The sequence below is a fragment of the Erythrobacter sp. HL-111 genome, assembly GCF_900105095.1.
GTDB lineage: Bacteria > Pseudomonadota > Alphaproteobacteria > Sphingomonadales > Sphingomonadaceae > Erythrobacter.
Window position 1 is genome coordinate 1,293,750 of the sequence record NZ_LT629743.1, and the last position, 14,569, is coordinate 1,308,318.

The 14,569-nt window shown below is 66.4% G+C and carries 14 protein-coding genes; 6 read left to right on the forward strand and 8 right to left on the reverse strand.

The annotated features are described in order from the left end of the window. Nucleotides 1-169 precede the first annotated feature (169 nt). From putP to BLU08_RS06175, 3 genes are all read left to right on the forward strand, one after another. The gene (putP, locus tag BLU08_RS06165) at nucleotides 170-1,657 is read left to right on the forward strand and encodes a sodium/proline symporter PutP (protein ID WP_090196827.1); all 1,488 of its coding nucleotides are present in this window, start codon (nucleotides 170-172) and stop codon (nucleotides 1,655-1,657) included. Between the two features lie 61 nt (nucleotides 1,658-1,718). Beyond that, entirely contained in the window at nucleotides 1,719-2,108 is a 390-nt protein-coding gene (locus tag BLU08_RS06170; protein ID WP_090196830.1) for a VOC family protein, read from the forward strand. A 121-nt stretch (nucleotides 2,109-2,229) separates the two neighbouring features. Then, nucleotides 2,230-2,982, forward strand: a complete 753-nt coding sequence (locus tag BLU08_RS06175; RefSeq protein WP_090196835.1) for an extensin family protein — start codon at nucleotides 2,230-2,232, stop codon at nucleotides 2,980-2,982. 310 nt (nucleotides 2,983-3,292) lie between these two features. Here BLU08_RS06175 and BLU08_RS06180 read toward each other — a convergent pair whose 3' ends face one another. Together BLU08_RS06180 and BLU08_RS06185 are read right to left on the reverse strand one after the other, a co-directional pair. Then, nucleotides 3,293-3,913, reverse strand: coding sequence for a response regulator transcription factor (locus tag BLU08_RS06180; RefSeq protein WP_090201099.1), 621 nt, complete (start codon nucleotides 3,911-3,913; stop codon nucleotides 3,293-3,295). A 177-nt stretch (nucleotides 3,914-4,090) separates the two neighbouring features. Continuing rightward, a complete protein-coding gene (locus tag BLU08_RS06185) occupies nucleotides 4,091-4,855 on the reverse strand; it encodes a peptidase (protein WP_090196838.1) in 765 nt (254 codons plus the stop codon). Nucleotides 4,856-5,026: 171 nt separating this feature from the next. Between BLU08_RS06185 and BLU08_RS06190 the strand changes: the two genes are divergently transcribed. Beyond that, a complete protein-coding gene (locus BLU08_RS06190) occupies nucleotides 5,027-6,397 on the forward strand; it encodes an IS1380 family transposase (protein ID WP_090193770.1) in 1,371 nt (456 codons plus the stop codon). A 210-nt stretch (nucleotides 6,398-6,607) separates the two neighbouring features. Here the strand turns inward: BLU08_RS06190 and BLU08_RS06195 are convergent, their stop codons facing one another. The 6 genes from BLU08_RS06195 to BLU08_RS06220 form a co-directional block, all read right to left on the reverse strand. Continuing rightward, the gene (locus BLU08_RS06195) at nucleotides 6,608-7,429 is read right to left on the reverse strand and encodes a transglutaminase family protein (protein ID WP_090196842.1); all 822 of its coding nucleotides are present in this window, start codon (nucleotides 7,427-7,429) and stop codon (nucleotides 6,608-6,610) included. A gap of 9 nt (nucleotides 7,430-7,438) precedes the next feature. Then, complete coding sequence (locus BLU08_RS06200) at nucleotides 7,439-8,383, reverse strand: alpha-E domain-containing protein (RefSeq protein ID WP_090196845.1); 945 nt, start codon at nucleotides 8,381-8,383, stop codon at nucleotides 7,439-7,441. A 16-nt stretch (nucleotides 8,384-8,399) separates the two neighbouring features. Further along, on the reverse strand, nucleotides 8,400-9,851 hold the full coding sequence (locus tag BLU08_RS06205; protein WP_090196850.1) for a circularly permuted type 2 ATP-grasp protein: 1,452 nt from the start codon (nucleotides 9,849-9,851) through the stop codon (nucleotides 8,400-8,402). A gap of 113 nt (nucleotides 9,852-9,964) precedes the next feature. Further along, complete coding sequence (locus BLU08_RS06210) at nucleotides 9,965-10,804, reverse strand: triacylglycerol lipase (RefSeq protein WP_157674467.1); 840 nt, start codon at nucleotides 10,802-10,804, stop codon at nucleotides 9,965-9,967. 84 nt (nucleotides 10,805-10,888) lie between these two features. Next, nucleotides 10,889-11,446, reverse strand: coding sequence for a DUF3617 domain-containing protein (locus tag BLU08_RS06215; RefSeq protein WP_090196856.1), 558 nt, complete (start codon nucleotides 11,444-11,446; stop codon nucleotides 10,889-10,891). 32 nt (nucleotides 11,447-11,478) lie between these two features. After that, nucleotides 11,479-11,979: a DUF3617 domain-containing protein gene (locus tag BLU08_RS06220; protein ID WP_090196859.1), complete on the reverse strand. Its 501-nt coding sequence runs from the start codon at nucleotides 11,977-11,979 to the stop codon at nucleotides 11,479-11,481. A gap of 109 nt (nucleotides 11,980-12,088) precedes the next feature. Between BLU08_RS06220 and uvrB the strand changes: the two genes are divergently transcribed. Beyond that, nucleotides 12,089-14,284, forward strand: a complete 2,196-nt coding sequence (gene uvrB, locus BLU08_RS06225) for an excinuclease ABC subunit UvrB (protein WP_090196864.1) — start codon at nucleotides 12,089-12,091, stop codon at nucleotides 14,282-14,284. Nucleotides 14,285-14,341: 57 nt separating this feature from the next. Further along, nucleotides 14,342-14,560 carry a type II toxin-antitoxin system HicB family antitoxin gene (locus tag BLU08_RS06230; protein ID WP_090196867.1) on the forward strand — a complete coding sequence of 73 codons (219 nt, stop codon included), beginning with the start codon at nucleotides 14,342-14,344 and terminating at the stop codon, nucleotides 14,558-14,560. Nucleotides 14,561-14,569 lie beyond the last annotated feature (9 nt).

Below are 14,569 nucleotides of genomic sequence, written 5' to 3' on the forward strand. Positions count from 1 at the left end.
GAGCCGTCCCGATCGGGCCACGGTCCGTCCTTTCGCGGGCGCAGCATAATTTCCCCGGACCGGCGGGCCGCGAAACATGTGCGGCGGTCAGAGCAGCGCTTTTGGCAATCCTTGCGAATTTGCGCTGCCCTGTGGCCATTGCGCAGCGCGCTTGTTACGCACCTGCAACATGGACACAGCAACGCTCGCCTCACTGGCCGTCTATTTCATCGCCATGCTCGGCATCGGGCTCTACGCCTGGAGGAAATCGACCGAGGATTCCGAAGGCTATCTTCTCGCCGGGCGCAACCTGCCGCCGGCCGTCGCCGCGCTTTCGGCGGGCGCGTCCGACATGTCGGGCTGGCTGCTGCTCGGCCTGCCGGGTGCGCTCTATGCGGCGGGGCTGGTCGAGGCGTGGATCGGGATCGGGCTGTTCCTCGGTGCGGTCGCGAACTGGATCATCGTCGCCCCGCGCCTGCGCGAACAGACCGAAAGCTACGGCAACGCGCTGACCATCCCGCAATTCCTCGCCAACCGCTTTCCGAGCCGGGGCACGACGCTGCGGGTCGTGTCGGCCATCGTCATCGTCGTCTTCTTCACGGTCTACACCGCGGCAGGCCTTGTCGGAGGGGGCAAGCTGTTCGAAACCGCCTTCGCCGGGCTCCTGCCGAACGCGGGGATGAGCGACTACATGCTCGGCATCGTCATCACTGCCGGGATCGTGCTCGCCTATACGATGATCGGCGGGTTCCTCGCGGTGAGCCTGACCGATTTCGTGCAGGGCGTGATCATGATGCTCGCGCTCGTCATCATGCCGCTGGTCGTGATGTTCGGCAGCGGCGGGGATGCGGGCGGATCGCTGTCGGAGGTGCCGGTCGAAGGGTTCCTCAGTCTCACCGAGGGGCTCACCCTGCTCGGCTTCGTCAGCGCCGTGACCTGGGGCCTCGGCTATTTCGGCCAGCCGCACATCATCGTGCGCTTCATGGCGATCGACACAGTCGAGAAGGTCGCGGCCGCACGCAATGTCGGCCTCTCGTGGATGGCGATCTCGCTTGCGGGCGCGCTCGGCATGGGGCTGGCGGGACGCGCCTATGCCGAGCGCAACGGGCTGGTGGTGGAGGATCCGGAAACGATCTTCATCATCCTGGCCGACCTGCTGTTTCACCCGGCGGTGACCGGTTTCCTGTTCGCCGCCCTGCTGGCCGCGATCATGAGTACGATTTCATCGCAGCTGCTCGTCTCCTCCTCCTCGCTTACCGAGGATTTCTACCGCCTGTTCCTCCGCCGGAACGCCTCCGAGCGCGAGGCGGTGAACGTCGGCCGGTTCTGCGTCGCGCTGGTGGCGGTGGCCGCGATCGTGATCGCAAGCGATCCGACGAGCGAGGTGCTCGGCCTCGTCGCCAATGCCTGGGCGGGCTTCGGCGCGGCCTTCGGTCCGCTCATCCTCCTCGCCCTCACCTGGCGCGGCATGACCGGAGCGGGCGCGGTCGCGGGGCTGGTGACAGGGGCGGTGGTCGCGGGCGGGTGGATCGCGATGGGATGGAACGCGAGCTTCCTCGGCGGCGAAGGGCTCTACGAGATCGTGCCGGGCTTCCTCGCCTCGTCGATCGCGATCTATGCCGTCAGCAAGGGCACGACGCAAAGCGCCGCGACCCGCGCGCAGGCACCGGCGGAGTAGGCCTTCCCTTTCCGGAGCCGCTGGTGCAGCCTGCTGTCCTTCGCGGAGTCGGGAGGAGACCATGGGCGAACGAAGAGGGCCGCGGATCACGGGGCTCGGCGGGATCTTCTATGTCGTGAAGGACCCTGCCGCGACGCGCGAATGGTACCGCGAAGTGCTCGGGATCGACGGGCCGCATGGCCCGCAATTCGCGTGGGAGGCCGAGCCCATGGCCCATCCCTATTCGCTCATCAGCCATTTCGAGGACGACACCTACATCAAGCCGGGCAAGCACGGCTTCATGATCAACCTGCGCGTCCACGATCTCGACGGCTTCGTGAAGCGGCTGAAGAAGGCGAAGGTGAAGATCCTCGACAGGGCGGACGAGGGCTATGGCAAGTTCGCCTGGATCCTCGATCCCGACGGGGTGAAGATCGAGCTGTGGGAACAGGTCGCGGACGAATTGCCCTGAACCGCCATGGCGGGCGCCGCTTTGCCGCGACCCCTGCAATCGCCGGGATGTGCCGGTTAACCGATGATTTGCGGACCTCCTTAGCGCGCCGTTAACCTTTCCTGCGCGATAATGCCTAGGTATGAGTCGCAGGCGAACCTTTGTCAGCACCGGAACGCTCGCCGCAGCCGCTCTGGCGCTGGCCGGATGCGGTTCGCTCGTCCCTTCCCCCGGAAGCGCCCCGGCCGGAGCGGCGAGCGGGGCTTCACGCGCAAGCACTCCGCCGCCGATCGATCGCTCGTCGAACCGGCTCGCCTCCGCCCCGCGCGGGTATCGCGGCGGGGAGCGCGGCGGCGGCCCGGCGGGGTGCCTTGCCGATCTGGGCGAAACCGGCGCGCGCTTCGACCCCCTGCCCGACACCTATGCCGGCCCCGGCTGCCACACGCTCGACACGGTGCGCCTTTCCGCGCTGTCGGGGGATGACGGGCTGTTCGGCGTGAGCAATCTCGGCCCGGTCAAGTGCGAGACGGCCAAGGCCTTTACCGAATGGGCGCGATTCGGCGTCGATCGCGCGGCCCGCCAGATCCTCGGCAGTCCGCTCGCCCGGATCGAGACGATGGGAAGCTATGCCTGCCGCAACGTCGCCGGGACCGCCCGCCGCTCGGCCCATGCGCGGGCCGAGGCGATCGATGTTTCCGGCTTCGTGCTGGAGGACGGCCGACGGATCGCGCTGCTGCGCGACTGGAGCGGGGGCACCGCGGCGGAACGCGAATTCCTGCGGATCGTGCATCGCAGCGCCTGCAAGCGGTTCGGCACCGTGCTCGGCCCGGAATACAACGCGGCCCACCGCGACCACTTCCACCTCGAAGGCACCGGCCCGCGTTTCTGCCGCTAGGTTCGATAGCGGCCCGTTCGCAAGAGCCGCGCAAACGCTCCGCCGGGCTTTCGCGATGACCCCCATGGTTCAGCAATTTCATTTCCCGCGGGCAAGTCGCGCTCTTTCGGGTGTGCGCCCCCAGGGCCGGCGCGAATGGCCAACACCCTGCCCGGGAACCTGTCCGACATCCTGCGTGAGCCCGGTTTTCGCATCGGGGCCGCCGACGGGCCTCGCAAGAAGGCCCGGGGACAGGACGACGGCCCCGATCCCGCACCGGTCCTGCCTTCACCGTTGAGGAGGCGGCAGAACCGATGCGGCTGCGAAGGGGTCAGGCGCGGATCTTCGGTTCGAGCTTCGCCTCCAGCTTGAGCCGCACCGCTTCGGCGGCGTGGCGCGCGCCGAGCTTGGTCATCATGTTCGCGCGGTGGATTTCGACCGTGCGCGGGCTGATGTCGAGTTCGCGCGCGATCACCTTGTTGCTCGATCCCTCGGCCAGCCAGTCGAGCACCTCGCGTTCGCGCTGGGAAAGGCTGGCGATCCGGTCGCGCGCCTCGATCATGCGGCGGCGCTGGGCGCCGAAGACCTCGGCCTCCTTCTCGATCCGGGTGAGGCAGCGCGAGAAGCGTTCGGGGTCGAGCGGGAGCGAGAGGTAGTCGAGCGCGCCCGCCTTGATCGCCTCGACGATGCGCCCCGGGCGAGGCTGGACATCGACCGCGATCAGCGGCAACCAGATGCCGAGCCGGCTCAATCGTTCGAGGATCGTCGCCACGCCGCCTTCTTCGGTGGTGTCGCGGGCGATGATGATCCCTTCGCGCGGCGGGTGGACGGACAGTTCCGACATGTCGCCGTAGACTTCCGAATGGTGGCCGAGCGAGAACCCGACCCGGGCCAGTTCGGCGCGGTGGCGGCTGGAGGAGTCGATGAAGTGGAGCGAGGCTTTGCGTGTCATGGCCATGTTGATTGACCAGACCGCCCGTCATTTCACGCGGGACCTCCCCCGATACGGAGCAATACCGGCTTAACCGCGCCCCCGAACCATGCAATTCCGCCGCCCGATTGCTCCGAAACGAATACGATACCGCCGTTTCATGGTGAACGCGGGGCCTCCGCAAAGGCCCTGGGGGTGCTACCGACCTTCCTCGGACCCGCTCGGCGAATCGAAACTGTAGGACGGCAGCGCGTCGAGCGCGGAGCGCAGCGCCGCGCCCCAGCTCGACGAGATCGTTTCGAAGAAGGTATCGTCGCTGGTCACGCGGTATTCGTGCAGCGGCGCGAACTCGTCCTTGCCGATCACCAGCAGGTCGAGCGGGAGGCCGACCGAAAGGTTCGCCTTGATCGTCGAATCGAAGCTCACCATCAGCAGCTTGACCGCGTCCTCGAAGCGCATGTCCCGCTCATAGCCGCGCAGGATGATGGGGCGGCCATACTTGGTCTCGCCGATCTGGAAGAACGGCGTGTCCCAGCTCGCCTCTATGAAATTGCCTTCGGGATAGATCATGAAGAGGCGCGGCTGCATCCCCTTGATCTGCCCGGCGAGGATCATCGATGCGGTGAAGCGGCCCTTGCCCGATTCCCCGTTGCTGCGCTGCGCCTCGTCGATCGTCGCGCGCAGCAGCCGGCCGATCTCGGTCGCGACGTTGAACATGGTGCGCCCGCGGATCAGCGAGTTGTCGCGCTCGTCGGGTTCCTTGGTGCGCTCCTCCAGCTGGCTGATGACGGCCTGCGTGGTGGCGAGATTGCCCGCCGTCATGACCGCGATCATGCGTTCACCCGGCACCTGCCAGTGGAACATCTTGCGGAAGGTCGAGATGTTGTCGACGCCCGAATTGGTGCGGGTGTCGCTCATCAGGACGAGCCCGCGTTCGAGCACCATGCCGACGCAATAGGTCATTTCGAAAAGGGTCTCCGTGCGTGGGACGGGCGGCCTAGCGCAAAGCGGGCGGCGTGTCTCTATCCCGGATTATTCACCGGCAGTGGTCTGACGGGTTGGCGGGAGTGGCGTAAGCATTTGCATTGTTGTAGGAATGTGGTTGCTTAAGCCAGACCTGCAACGGGGCAAAATATGCCACAGACCACACCCGCCGGATGCGATGATAGCGCGTCCGTATTTTCGTTTCCAGCAGTGCGCGGCAAGAAGGTCACAGCTGCGTTTGACGGCGGCAGGCTGACCTCGGATGGCGGGGTCCTGGTGCTGGCTCAGGCCGAGCGCATGATGGGGCTCTGCCAGCGGCTTGCGGCGTGTATTGCCGATCCGCGCGATCCTGCTCGGGTGGTTCATCGGCTTGAAGATATCCTGCGCGCGCGGATGTTCGCGATCGCCTGCGGCTATGAGGATGCCGATGATCTCGACGCTCTGCGCGATGATCCGGGCTTCCGCCTTGCGCTGGGCAAGCTGCCGGGATCGGGTGCGGGGTTGGCCAGCCAACCGACGATGAGCCGCTGGGAGAATGCGCCGAGCACGCGCGAGCTGGCAAAGATGCTGGGGATCATGATCGACATCTACTGCGCCAGCTACCCCACTCCGCCGGCGGCGGTGACGCTGGATATCGATGACACCTGCGACGTCGTGCACGGCTATCAGCAACTCTCCTTCTGGAACGGACATCATGGGGAGCGCTGCTTCCTGCCGATCCATGTCTACGACACGGCAACGGGCCGGCCGGTGGCGATGCTGCTGCGCACGGGCAAGACGCCTTCTGGCAAGGAGGCGGCAGGGCATATCCGGCGTCTGGTGCGCCATCTTCGCCGCCACTGGCCTGATACCCACATCACCATCCGCGGTGACGGGCATTATGGACGGCCCGAGGTCATGGCCTTCTGCGAGGCGGCCCATGTCGATTACGTGTTCGGTCTGCCGACCAACGCCGCGCTGCGCGCTGATCCGGTTATCGTCACTGCCGCCGATGCCTGCGCGGTCCGCCGCGCCGAGTGCCAACTCCCGGTCCTGCGCAGCTATGCCGAGACCCGCTACGGCGCGAAGAGCTGGAACCGCCAGCGCCGCGTCGTCGCCAGGATCGAGGCCAGCACGCTGGGCATGGATATCCGCTATGTCGTCACATCGCTAACCCAAGGCTCGGCTGAATACATCTATGACACGCTCTACTGTGCGCGCGGGCAGGCCGAGAACTTGATCAAGCTGCACAAGACCCAGCTGGCCAGTGACCGCACCTCGTGCCGGTCGGCGAACGCCAACCAGATGCGCCTGATCCTGCACACCGCTGCCTACTGGCTGCTGTGGCGCGTTCAGCAGGCGATCCCAAAGACCACCGCTCTGGCAAAAGCCGAGTTTACGACCCTGCGCCTGCGGCTGCTCAAGGTTGCTGCCCGCGTCATGGAAAGCGCCACCCGAATCCGCGTAGCGTTCGCCTCTGCGTGCCCCGATGCCGATCTGATGCGTGCCATCGTTCTCGCGCTCAAGCCTGCGCCGACGTAGCGGGCGCGGCAGTGCCGCAGAAACCCCGAGCCAAGTCCTTCAACCAGAAAAGCCCATCGATCACAGCGCGGTGAAACAGACGCCAGCGGTGCCGCACGCCCGCTCTACGCCGCCGCACGCAGCAGTGGCGTCAAGCTCGCACCGAGAGGCGCCCAACCGCATCGCCGTGAATAAGAGAGGTTAGAACCCGTGTCCGTGCCCATGGGGTTCCTATTGTTCGTCCTGCTTCTGCTGTTCGACCGCGACGCTGACGGTGAGGAGTTCCTCGGTCGATCCGAAGCTGATCCCCGTGACCGGCGCGGCGTCGCGGTAGTCGCGCCCCGTGGCGACGCGGACATAGCGCGGATCGGGGCTGATCCCGTTCGAGATGTCGAAACCGACCCAGCCCAGCCCCTCGACATGGGCCTCCGCCCAGGCGTGGGTGGCGTCCTGCTGGATCCGGTCGTTCATCATCAGGTAGCCGCTGACATAGCGCGCCGGGATATCCGCCGCGCGGGCCGCGCCGATGAAGATGTGCGCGTGATCCTGGCACACGCCATAGCCGTGCGCGGCGGCTTCCTCGGCGGTGGTCATGACCGTGGTCGCGCCGGCCTGGTAGGCGATGTCCTCGCGGATGCGGTTCGACAGGGCGTGGAGGAAGGGCACCTTCCCGTCCTCGCCCGGGGAGGGCAGGTCGCGCAGCAGAGCGCGCACCTTGGGCCCCGGCCGCGTGAGCGGCGTCTGGCCCATGAAGCTCCACAGCGGCAGGTGCCCGGCATGGTGCCCGATCACCCCGGCATGGTCCTTGGTCTCCACCGTCCCGTGGCAGGTCACAGTGACCGCGTTCGCCCCCGGTTCGACCCCGACCAGGGTGACGTGGTTGAAGTTCTGGTCGTCGTAATGGAGTTCGGGATGGGCGTTGTCGTATTCCATCTCCCATTCGACGATCCGCTGGCCCTGGGTCTCCTTGGGCGTGAGGCGCAGCCGCTGGAGGCCGTGCACCACCGGCTGGGTAAAGGAATAATGGGTCGTGTGCCGGATCGAGAGACGCATGAGGCAAGCCTAGGCGAGAAAGCGGTAGTCGTCGACGATCGCCTCGGCGATCGCGGCGTTGCGGGCGATGTAGTCGACGAGGAACTCGTGCAGGCCGCGTTCGAACACGTCGTCGACGCTCAGCGCCCCGATCCGCGCTTCGGCCTCGGCCATCAGCGCGTCGCAGGTCCCTTCGCGCCCGTGCATCCTGGCGAGCGCGCCGAGCGTGCGTTTGAGAGCCATGCGGCAGAAGGCGAGACTGCGCGGGAAGCGTTCGTCGAGGACGAGGAATTCGACGATCCCGCGCGCGTCGATGTTCCCGGCATTGAGCCAGCTGTAGGCGCGCGCGCCCGCGACCGAACGCAGGACCTGGTCCCACTGGCTCGAATCCAGGCTCGACCCGACATAGGAAAGCGAGGGCAGGAGCAGGAAATACTTCATGTCGAGGATGCGCGCGGTCGATTCGCCGCGCTCGATGAAGGTGCCCGCGCGCGCGAAGTGGAAACCCTCGCTCCGCAGCATCGAGCCGTCGACCGCGCCGTGGACCTGCGCGCCCGCGCGGCGGATCACCAGCATGACCTCGCCCAGCGCGCCCTGGCCGACGGGCCGGGCGAGCAGCCGGTCGAGCTCCATCCAGCTTTCGTTCACCGCCTCCCACACCTCGCTCGAGATGCAGGTCCGCGCCGCGCGCGCATTGTTGCGGACCGCGGCGAACATCGCCCTGACGCTCGCCGGATTGGCCCGGTCGCGCAGGACGAAGTTCCACACCCGCGGCCCGTCATAGCCGTCATGCTCCGCCTCGTAGAGCGCGGTGAGGCCGAGCGTCGCGATGACCGAGCGCCATTCCTCCTCTGCGGTGGCGAGGTCCTTCGTCAGCGCCATCCGCAGCGCGGCCTCGATCAGGCGCGCGGTGTTTTCCGACCGCTCGAGATAGCGGAACATCCAGAAAGAGGCATTCGCCATCCGGCCCAGCATCAGCGCGCCTCCGCCATCAGTCTTTCAGGACCCACGTGTCCTTGGTCCCGCCCCCTTGCGAGGAATTGACCACCAGGGAACCCTTCTTGAGCGCGACGCGGGTGAGCCCGCCGGGCGTGATCTCGATCCCGTTCGGGCTGACGAGCACGAAGGGCCTCAGGTCCACGTGGCGCGGGGCGAGGCCCTTGCTGGTGTAGATCGGGCAGGTCGAAAGCGAGAGCGTGGGCTGGGCGATGTAGTTCTCCGGCGCGGCCTCGAGCTTGCGGCGGAACCGGGCGATTTCCTTCTTCGTCGCGGTCGGGCCGATCAGCATCCCGTAGCCGCCCGAACCGTGAACCTCCTTCACCACCAGGTCGGCGAGGTTGTCGACGACATAGGCGAGGCTGTCGCGGTCGGCGCAGCGCCAGGTCCGGACATTGGGCAGGAGCGGTTTCTCGCCGGTGTAGAATTCGACGATGTCGGGCATGAAGGAATAGATCGCCTTGTCGTCGCAGATGCCGGTGCCAGGCGCATTGGCGATGGTGATGCCGCCGGCGCGGTAGACGTCCATGATGCCCGGCACGCCCAGCACGCTGTCGGGATTGAAGCTGAGTGGATCGAGATAGTCGTCGTCGACGCGGCGATAGAGCACGTCGATCGGCTTGTAGCCGCGGGTCGTGCGCATCTGCACCCTGCCCTCGACCACGCGCAGGTCGCTCCCCTCGACCAGTTCGGCGCCCATCTGGTCGGCGAGGAAGGCGTGTTCGAAATAGGCCGAGTTGAAGATGCCCGGCGTCAGCACCGCGACCGTGGGCTTGCCGCCTTCCCCGCTGGCCTGCCCTGCGGGCGCGCAGGCGGCGAGGCTGCGGGCGAGGCGGCGCGGATAGTCGGAAACGGCCTCCACCGGCACCCGGCTGAACAGGTCCGGGAACATTGCCATCATCGTCTCGCGGTTTTCGAGCATGTAGGAGACGCCCGAGGGCGTCCGCGCATTGTCCTCGAGCACGAAGAACTCGTCCGGGCCGGTGCGGACGAGATCGATGCCGACGATATGGGTGTAGATCCCGCCCGGCGGGGTGAAGCCCACCATGTTGGCGAGCCACGCGTCGTTGTGGCGAAAGAGCGCTTCGGGCACGCGCCCCGCGCGCAGGATCTCCTGGCGGTGATAGAGGTCGTAGAGGAAGGAATTGAGCGCCCGCACCCGCTGCTCGATCCCGCGGGAGAGCCGCCGCCATTCGGCCGCGGTGATGATCCGGGGGACGATGTCGAAGGGGATCAGCCGCTCCTCGGCCTCGTCCTCGCCATAGACGTTGAAGGTGATGCCCGTGCGGCGGAAGGTATCGTCCGCCTCCTTGTCCTTGCGCCGGAGCGAGGCCTGCTCCTGACCTTCGTACCAGTCGCAATAGTCCCGGTAGGCTTCGCGCGTGTTGCCCGCGGCATCGTGCATCTCGTCGAAACCGACGGATTCTTGCGGCGGACTGGCCTTCATTCACCCCCCGACGGCAGTTCGAACGATCGGGCGCGCAAGAATGCTGCGCGCCGCGCAAGCCGCAGTCTAATCGTCGGCGAGGAAAAAGAAAGAGCGGCGCGCGCGGCCGGGGCTCAGTCGGGGCAGCGCCTCAGTTCGGCGAGGACAGCGCGGATCGCTTCGGGCGAATATGTATAGCCCATGTGCGTGCAGCGCAGCGCGATCGCGCGGTCGCGCTCGCCCGGATAGCCGGCCGCGCTGCGCGGCGCGATCGCGCCGTCATTGGGGCTCCAGATGGCGACCGTCTCGCACGGCGGCTTGGTCCCGAGATCGACGTCGATCGGCGGCTGGTCCACCCGGTGGCCGGTGATGAACTGGTAGACGCGCCACATGTTGTTGGCCCGCGGGGATCCGGAAAAGGGCGAACCCATGGTGATGACCTTGGCGACGGCGTGCGGATGGCGCTTGGCCAGCTCGCGCGCGAACAGCCCGCCGAGGCTCCAGCCGAGCAGCACGACAGGTTCGCCCGCGCGTTCGTGGAGATCGAGCAGGCGCTCCTCCAGCTTCGCGAACTTCGTCTCGTTCGGGCCCCAGTTGAAGCCGAGCCCCCAGCGCTTCGCCGTGTGCCCGGCCCGTTCGATATGCTGCGCCATGTAGCGCATCCGCCGCGGCTGGGTTGCGAAACCGGGCAGGATCATCACCGTGCGCGGCCGGTTGCAGGGCTCGACCGGGATTTTGCGGAACATCCTGCGAACCGGTTCGGCGAGGAAATCAAATTCGCCCAGAAGCCGCACGAGCGGCGGCTTGCCGTGCTCCTCTTCCGGGCATTCCTCCCGCGCGAGCGCGATGCGCCGCGCGAGCTCGCTTTCGGAAAGGGCCTGCCGCCATTCACGCTCGGCCCGGCGCTTCTCGCCCTCTCCCGTGACGCGCGACGCAAGTTTCCCGAGCCCTTCAAGTATCGCGTTCGATGTCATGCAAGTCTATTTGCCTCCACCGACTGAATGCCCGGTGAAGCGTTTGGTTTCGCGCGGGAAGGGGTCGCGGCGGGGCCCTGCCGCTCAGTCCTCGGGGCAATCCCCGATGCGCTCGCTCGACTGCTTCATGGTCATCGAACCCTCGCCCGAGCCGCCGAAATTGCCCGCCATCCGCATCATGAATTCGGAACTCGTCTCGCCGCCCGTGCCCTGCATCGTGATGTTCATCGACCCGCCGTCCGGGTCGCTGCAGGTCATCGCGGCGTCGATCTCCCCGCCGTCCACATCGAACTTCGTGAAGCTGCAGTTGTCGCCCTGCGGCTCGCTCGCCATGCGGCGGTAGCCTTCCTCGACGTCCTCTTCGGTGAGGCAGAATTCGTTCGACTGCGCCATCTGCCCGCGCATCATCTCGGTCGCTTCCGGGGGCGCGCCGGGAATGTCGACATCGACCAGTTCGACCTCGGAGCGATAGAGGCCAGGCAGTGGCCGCACCGTTCCCGCGCGGGCGCGTTCGAGCACCTCCTCCGAGCTGATCGCGCCCCCGTCATCCGCTTCGGAAGCGGGCTCGCCGGCCTCCTCGTTCGCTCCGCCGCATGCCGCGAGCAGCGCGCACGCCGCGGCTGCAAGCCCCGCTCTTATCATCGTTCCGTCCTCCCTTGCGTGCGCGTGCCGGCTCAACACGGGCCAAGTCGCTTGTGGAGCACGCGCATCCGGATCGTTCCCGGGCCCATGCCCATGTCACCGTTCATCGTCATCGCGATGTCCGAAGAGGTCGGCGTGCCCGTGCCCTCCATGGTCATCGTCATGGTCCGCCCGTCCATCCGGCAGGTCATCTGCGCGTCGAGTTCGCCGTCCTTCATGCTGTATCGGTCATAGGTGCAATCCTCGGCGCCCTTGCCCTGCGACCGGCGCGTGATGGCGCGATAGCCTTCCTCGACATCCTCCTCGGTCAGGCAATAGGTCGTCTGCCGGCTCATCATCTTCGTCATCATCCCCGCCATCTGCGGCGGCGCGCCGGGAATGTCGACCGACTGGACGGTGATGTCGGCGCTGTACTTGCCCGTCTCGGGGCGCATCTCGCCAGGCTCGAGCTGCGCCGACAGCGCATCGGGCAGGGTGAGCGCCGCGGCGAGCCAGAGTCCGCCAGTTGCAATCGCAAGGCTGCCAAATTTCATGTCTTTTCCCCCTCCTTGCACCGAAAAGCCGGCGTCATTCGTCCTTCGCTGAAGGCTAGAAGGATGCAAGCCACTTCACAACCAGCCTCGCGCTCCGCATATCGCGGGTATGAGCCAGCTTGTCATTCGAAGAGGCCTCGACGAACCCGAAACCGGGGAGGATTTCACCCCCCACCGCCCCGCCCGTCCCGAAAAGTCGATGCCGGGCAGGAGGTTCAAACTCGTCTCCGATTACGAACCGGCGGGCGACCAGCCGACTGCGATCCGAGAACTGGTCGAGGGCGCGAGCCAGGGCGACAAGACCCAGGTGCTGCTGGGCGTCACGGGCTCGGGCAAGACCTTCACCATGGCCAAGGTGATCGAGGAACTGCAGCGCCCAGCCCTGGTGCTCGCCCCGAACAAGATCCTCGCCGCGCAGCTTTACGGCGAATTCAAGAGCTTCTTTCCCGAAAACGCGGTCGAGTATTTCGTCAGCTACTACGACTATTATCAGCCCGAGGCCTACGTCCCGCGCTCCGATACCTATATCGAGAAGGAATCGAGCGTGAACGAGGCGATCGACCGGATGCGCCATTCGGCGACCCGCGCCCTGCTCGAACGCGACGACGTGGTGATCGTGGCGAGCGTGTCGTGCCTCTACGGCATCGGTTCGGTCGAAACCTATTCCGCGATGGTCTTCGACATCAAGAAGGAGGAGACGGTCGACCAGCGCGAACTGATCCGCAAGCTCGTCGCCCTGCAGTACAAGCGCAACGACGTCGCCTTCGCGCGCGGCAGCTTCCGGGTGCGCGGCGACAGTCTCGAGATCTTCCCCTCGCACTACGAGGACACGGCCTGGCGGGTGAGCTTCTTCGGCGACGAGATCGAGGAGATCAGCGAATTCGATCCCCTGACGGGCAAGAAGGGCGCGAGCCTCGACCGGGTGCGGGTCTATGCCAATTCGCACTATGTCACGCCCGGGCCGACGATGAAGCAGGCGATGGAGGCGATCCGCTTCGAACTCGCCGAACGGCTCAAGGAACTCGAGGCGGAAGGCCGCCTGCTCGAACACCAGCGCCTCGAACAGCGCACCAATTTCGATCTCGAGATGATCGCGGCGACCGGAAGCTGCGCGGGGATCGAGAACTACAGCCGCTTTCTCACCGGGCGCCTGCCGGGCGAGCCGCCGCCCACCCTGTTCGAATACCTGCCAGAGAACGCGCTGCTCTTCGTCGACGAAAGCCACCAGACCGTGCCGCAGATCGGCGCGATGGCGCGCGGGGACCACAGGCGCAAGCTCACTCTCGCCGAATACGGGTTCCGCCTGCCGAGCTGCATCGACAACCGTCCGCTGCGCTTCAACGAATGGGACGCGATGCGCCCGCAGACCTTCTGCGTTTCGGCGACGCCGGGGCCGTGGGAGATGGAACAGACCGGCGGCGTCTTCGCCGAACAGGTCATCCGCCCGACCGGCCTGATCGATCCGCCGGTCGACATCAGGCCCGTGGAGGACCAGGTCCAGGACTGCATCGAGGAATGCAGGAAAACCGCGGCCAGGGGCTACCGCACGCTCGTCACCACGCTGACCAAGCGCATGGCGGAGGACCTCACCGAATTCATGCACGAGGCCGGGATCAGGGTGCGCTACATGCATTCCGACGTGGAGACGCTGGAGCGCATCGAACTGATCCGCGATCTCAGGATGGGCGTCTATGACGTGCTCGTCGGGATCAACCTCCTGCGCGAGGGGCTCGACATTCCCGAATGCGGGCTGGTCTGCATCCTCGATGCCGACAAGGAGGGCTTCCTGCGCTCCGAAACCTCGCTGGTGCAGACGATCGGGCGCGCTGCGCGGAACGTCGACGGGCGCGTGATCCTCTATGCCGACCGGATCACCGGCAGCATGGAACGCGCCATGGCCGAAACCGACCGCAGGCGGGCCAAGCAGCAGGCCTACAACGAGGAACACGGGATCACCCCGCAGACCATCAAGCGCAACATCCACGACATCGTCGCCCATTCCGCCGCGCAGGACGGCGTCACGGTCGAGATCGAGGACGAGGGTGTCAACAATCTCGTCGGGCACAACCTGCGCTCCTACATCGAGGACCTCGAAAAGCGGATGCGCGAAGCTGCCGCGAACCTCGAATTCGAGGAAGCGGGCCGCCTGCGCGACGAGATCCGGCGGCTGGAGGCGGACGAACTCGGCCTGCCCGACGGCGAGAAAAAGGCACCGCGCGTGGGACGGAGCAACGAGGGCAAGCCGGGGACGCGCAAGACGCGCTACGGCAAGATCAGGGCGAAGCGGATGGGCGGGAAGCCTTAGGCGGACAGGATTGTTTCAGATTGACCTCGTCGAGGAAGACGGGCGATAATTCACGCCGTGAGCAAGCCTCGTTACCACATCAACGTCTTCTGGTCGCAGGATGACGGCTGCTGGATCGCCGATGTTCCCGATCTGCGCGGGTGTTCGGCGCATGGAGAGACGCCGACCGAAGCGACGACAGAGGCGGAAGTCGCCATCGAACTCTGGCTCGAAACGGCTATCGAACGAGGGCTCTCCATCCCCGAACCTCGTTATCGGCCAGCAATTTACGCCTGAGGCTTGCGC

Excerpts from the sequence above, each read along its gene's own strand:
- putP (WP_090196827.1), top strand. The coding sequence starts at position 170 with ATGGACACAGCAACGCTCGCCTCACTGGCCGTCTATTTCATCGCCATG.
- BLU08_RS06170 (WP_090196830.1), top strand. The coding sequence starts at position 1,719 with ATGGGCGAACGAAGAGGGCCGCGGATCACGGGGCTCGGCGGGATCTTC.
- BLU08_RS06175 (WP_090196835.1), top strand. The coding sequence starts at position 2,230 with ATGAGTCGCAGGCGAACCTTTGTCAGCACCGGAACGCTCGCCGCAGCC.
- BLU08_RS06180 (WP_090201099.1), bottom strand. The coding sequence starts at position 3,913 with ATGACACGCAAAGCCTCGCTCCACTTCATCGACTCCTCCAGCCGCCAC.
- BLU08_RS06185 (WP_090196838.1), bottom strand. The coding sequence starts at position 4,855 with ATGACCTATTGCGTCGGCATGGTGCTCGAACGCGGGCTCGTCCTGATG.
- BLU08_RS06190 (WP_090193770.1), top strand. The coding sequence starts at position 5,027 with ATGCCACAGACCACACCCGCCGGATGCGATGATAGCGCGTCCGTATTT.
- BLU08_RS06195 (WP_090196842.1), bottom strand. The coding sequence starts at position 7,429 with ATGCGTCTCTCGATCCGGCACACGACCCATTATTCCTTTACCCAGCCG.
- BLU08_RS06200 (WP_090196845.1), bottom strand. The coding sequence starts at position 8,383 with ATGCTGGGCCGGATGGCGAATGCCTCTTTCTGGATGTTCCGCTATCTC.
- BLU08_RS06205 (WP_090196850.1), bottom strand. The coding sequence starts at position 9,851 with ATGAAGGCCAGTCCGCCGCAAGAATCCGTCGGTTTCGACGAGATGCAC.
- BLU08_RS06210 (WP_157674467.1), bottom strand. The coding sequence starts at position 10,804 with ATGACATCGAACGCGATACTTGAAGGGCTCGGGAAACTTGCGTCGCGC.
- BLU08_RS06215 (WP_090196856.1), bottom strand. The coding sequence starts at position 11,446 with ATGATAAGAGCGGGGCTTGCAGCCGCGGCGTGCGCGCTGCTCGCGGCA.
- BLU08_RS06220 (WP_090196859.1), bottom strand. The coding sequence starts at position 11,979 with ATGAAATTTGGCAGCCTTGCGATTGCAACTGGCGGACTCTGGCTCGCC.
- uvrB (WP_090196864.1), top strand. The coding sequence starts at position 12,089 with ATGAGCCAGCTTGTCATTCGAAGAGGCCTCGACGAACCCGAAACCGGG.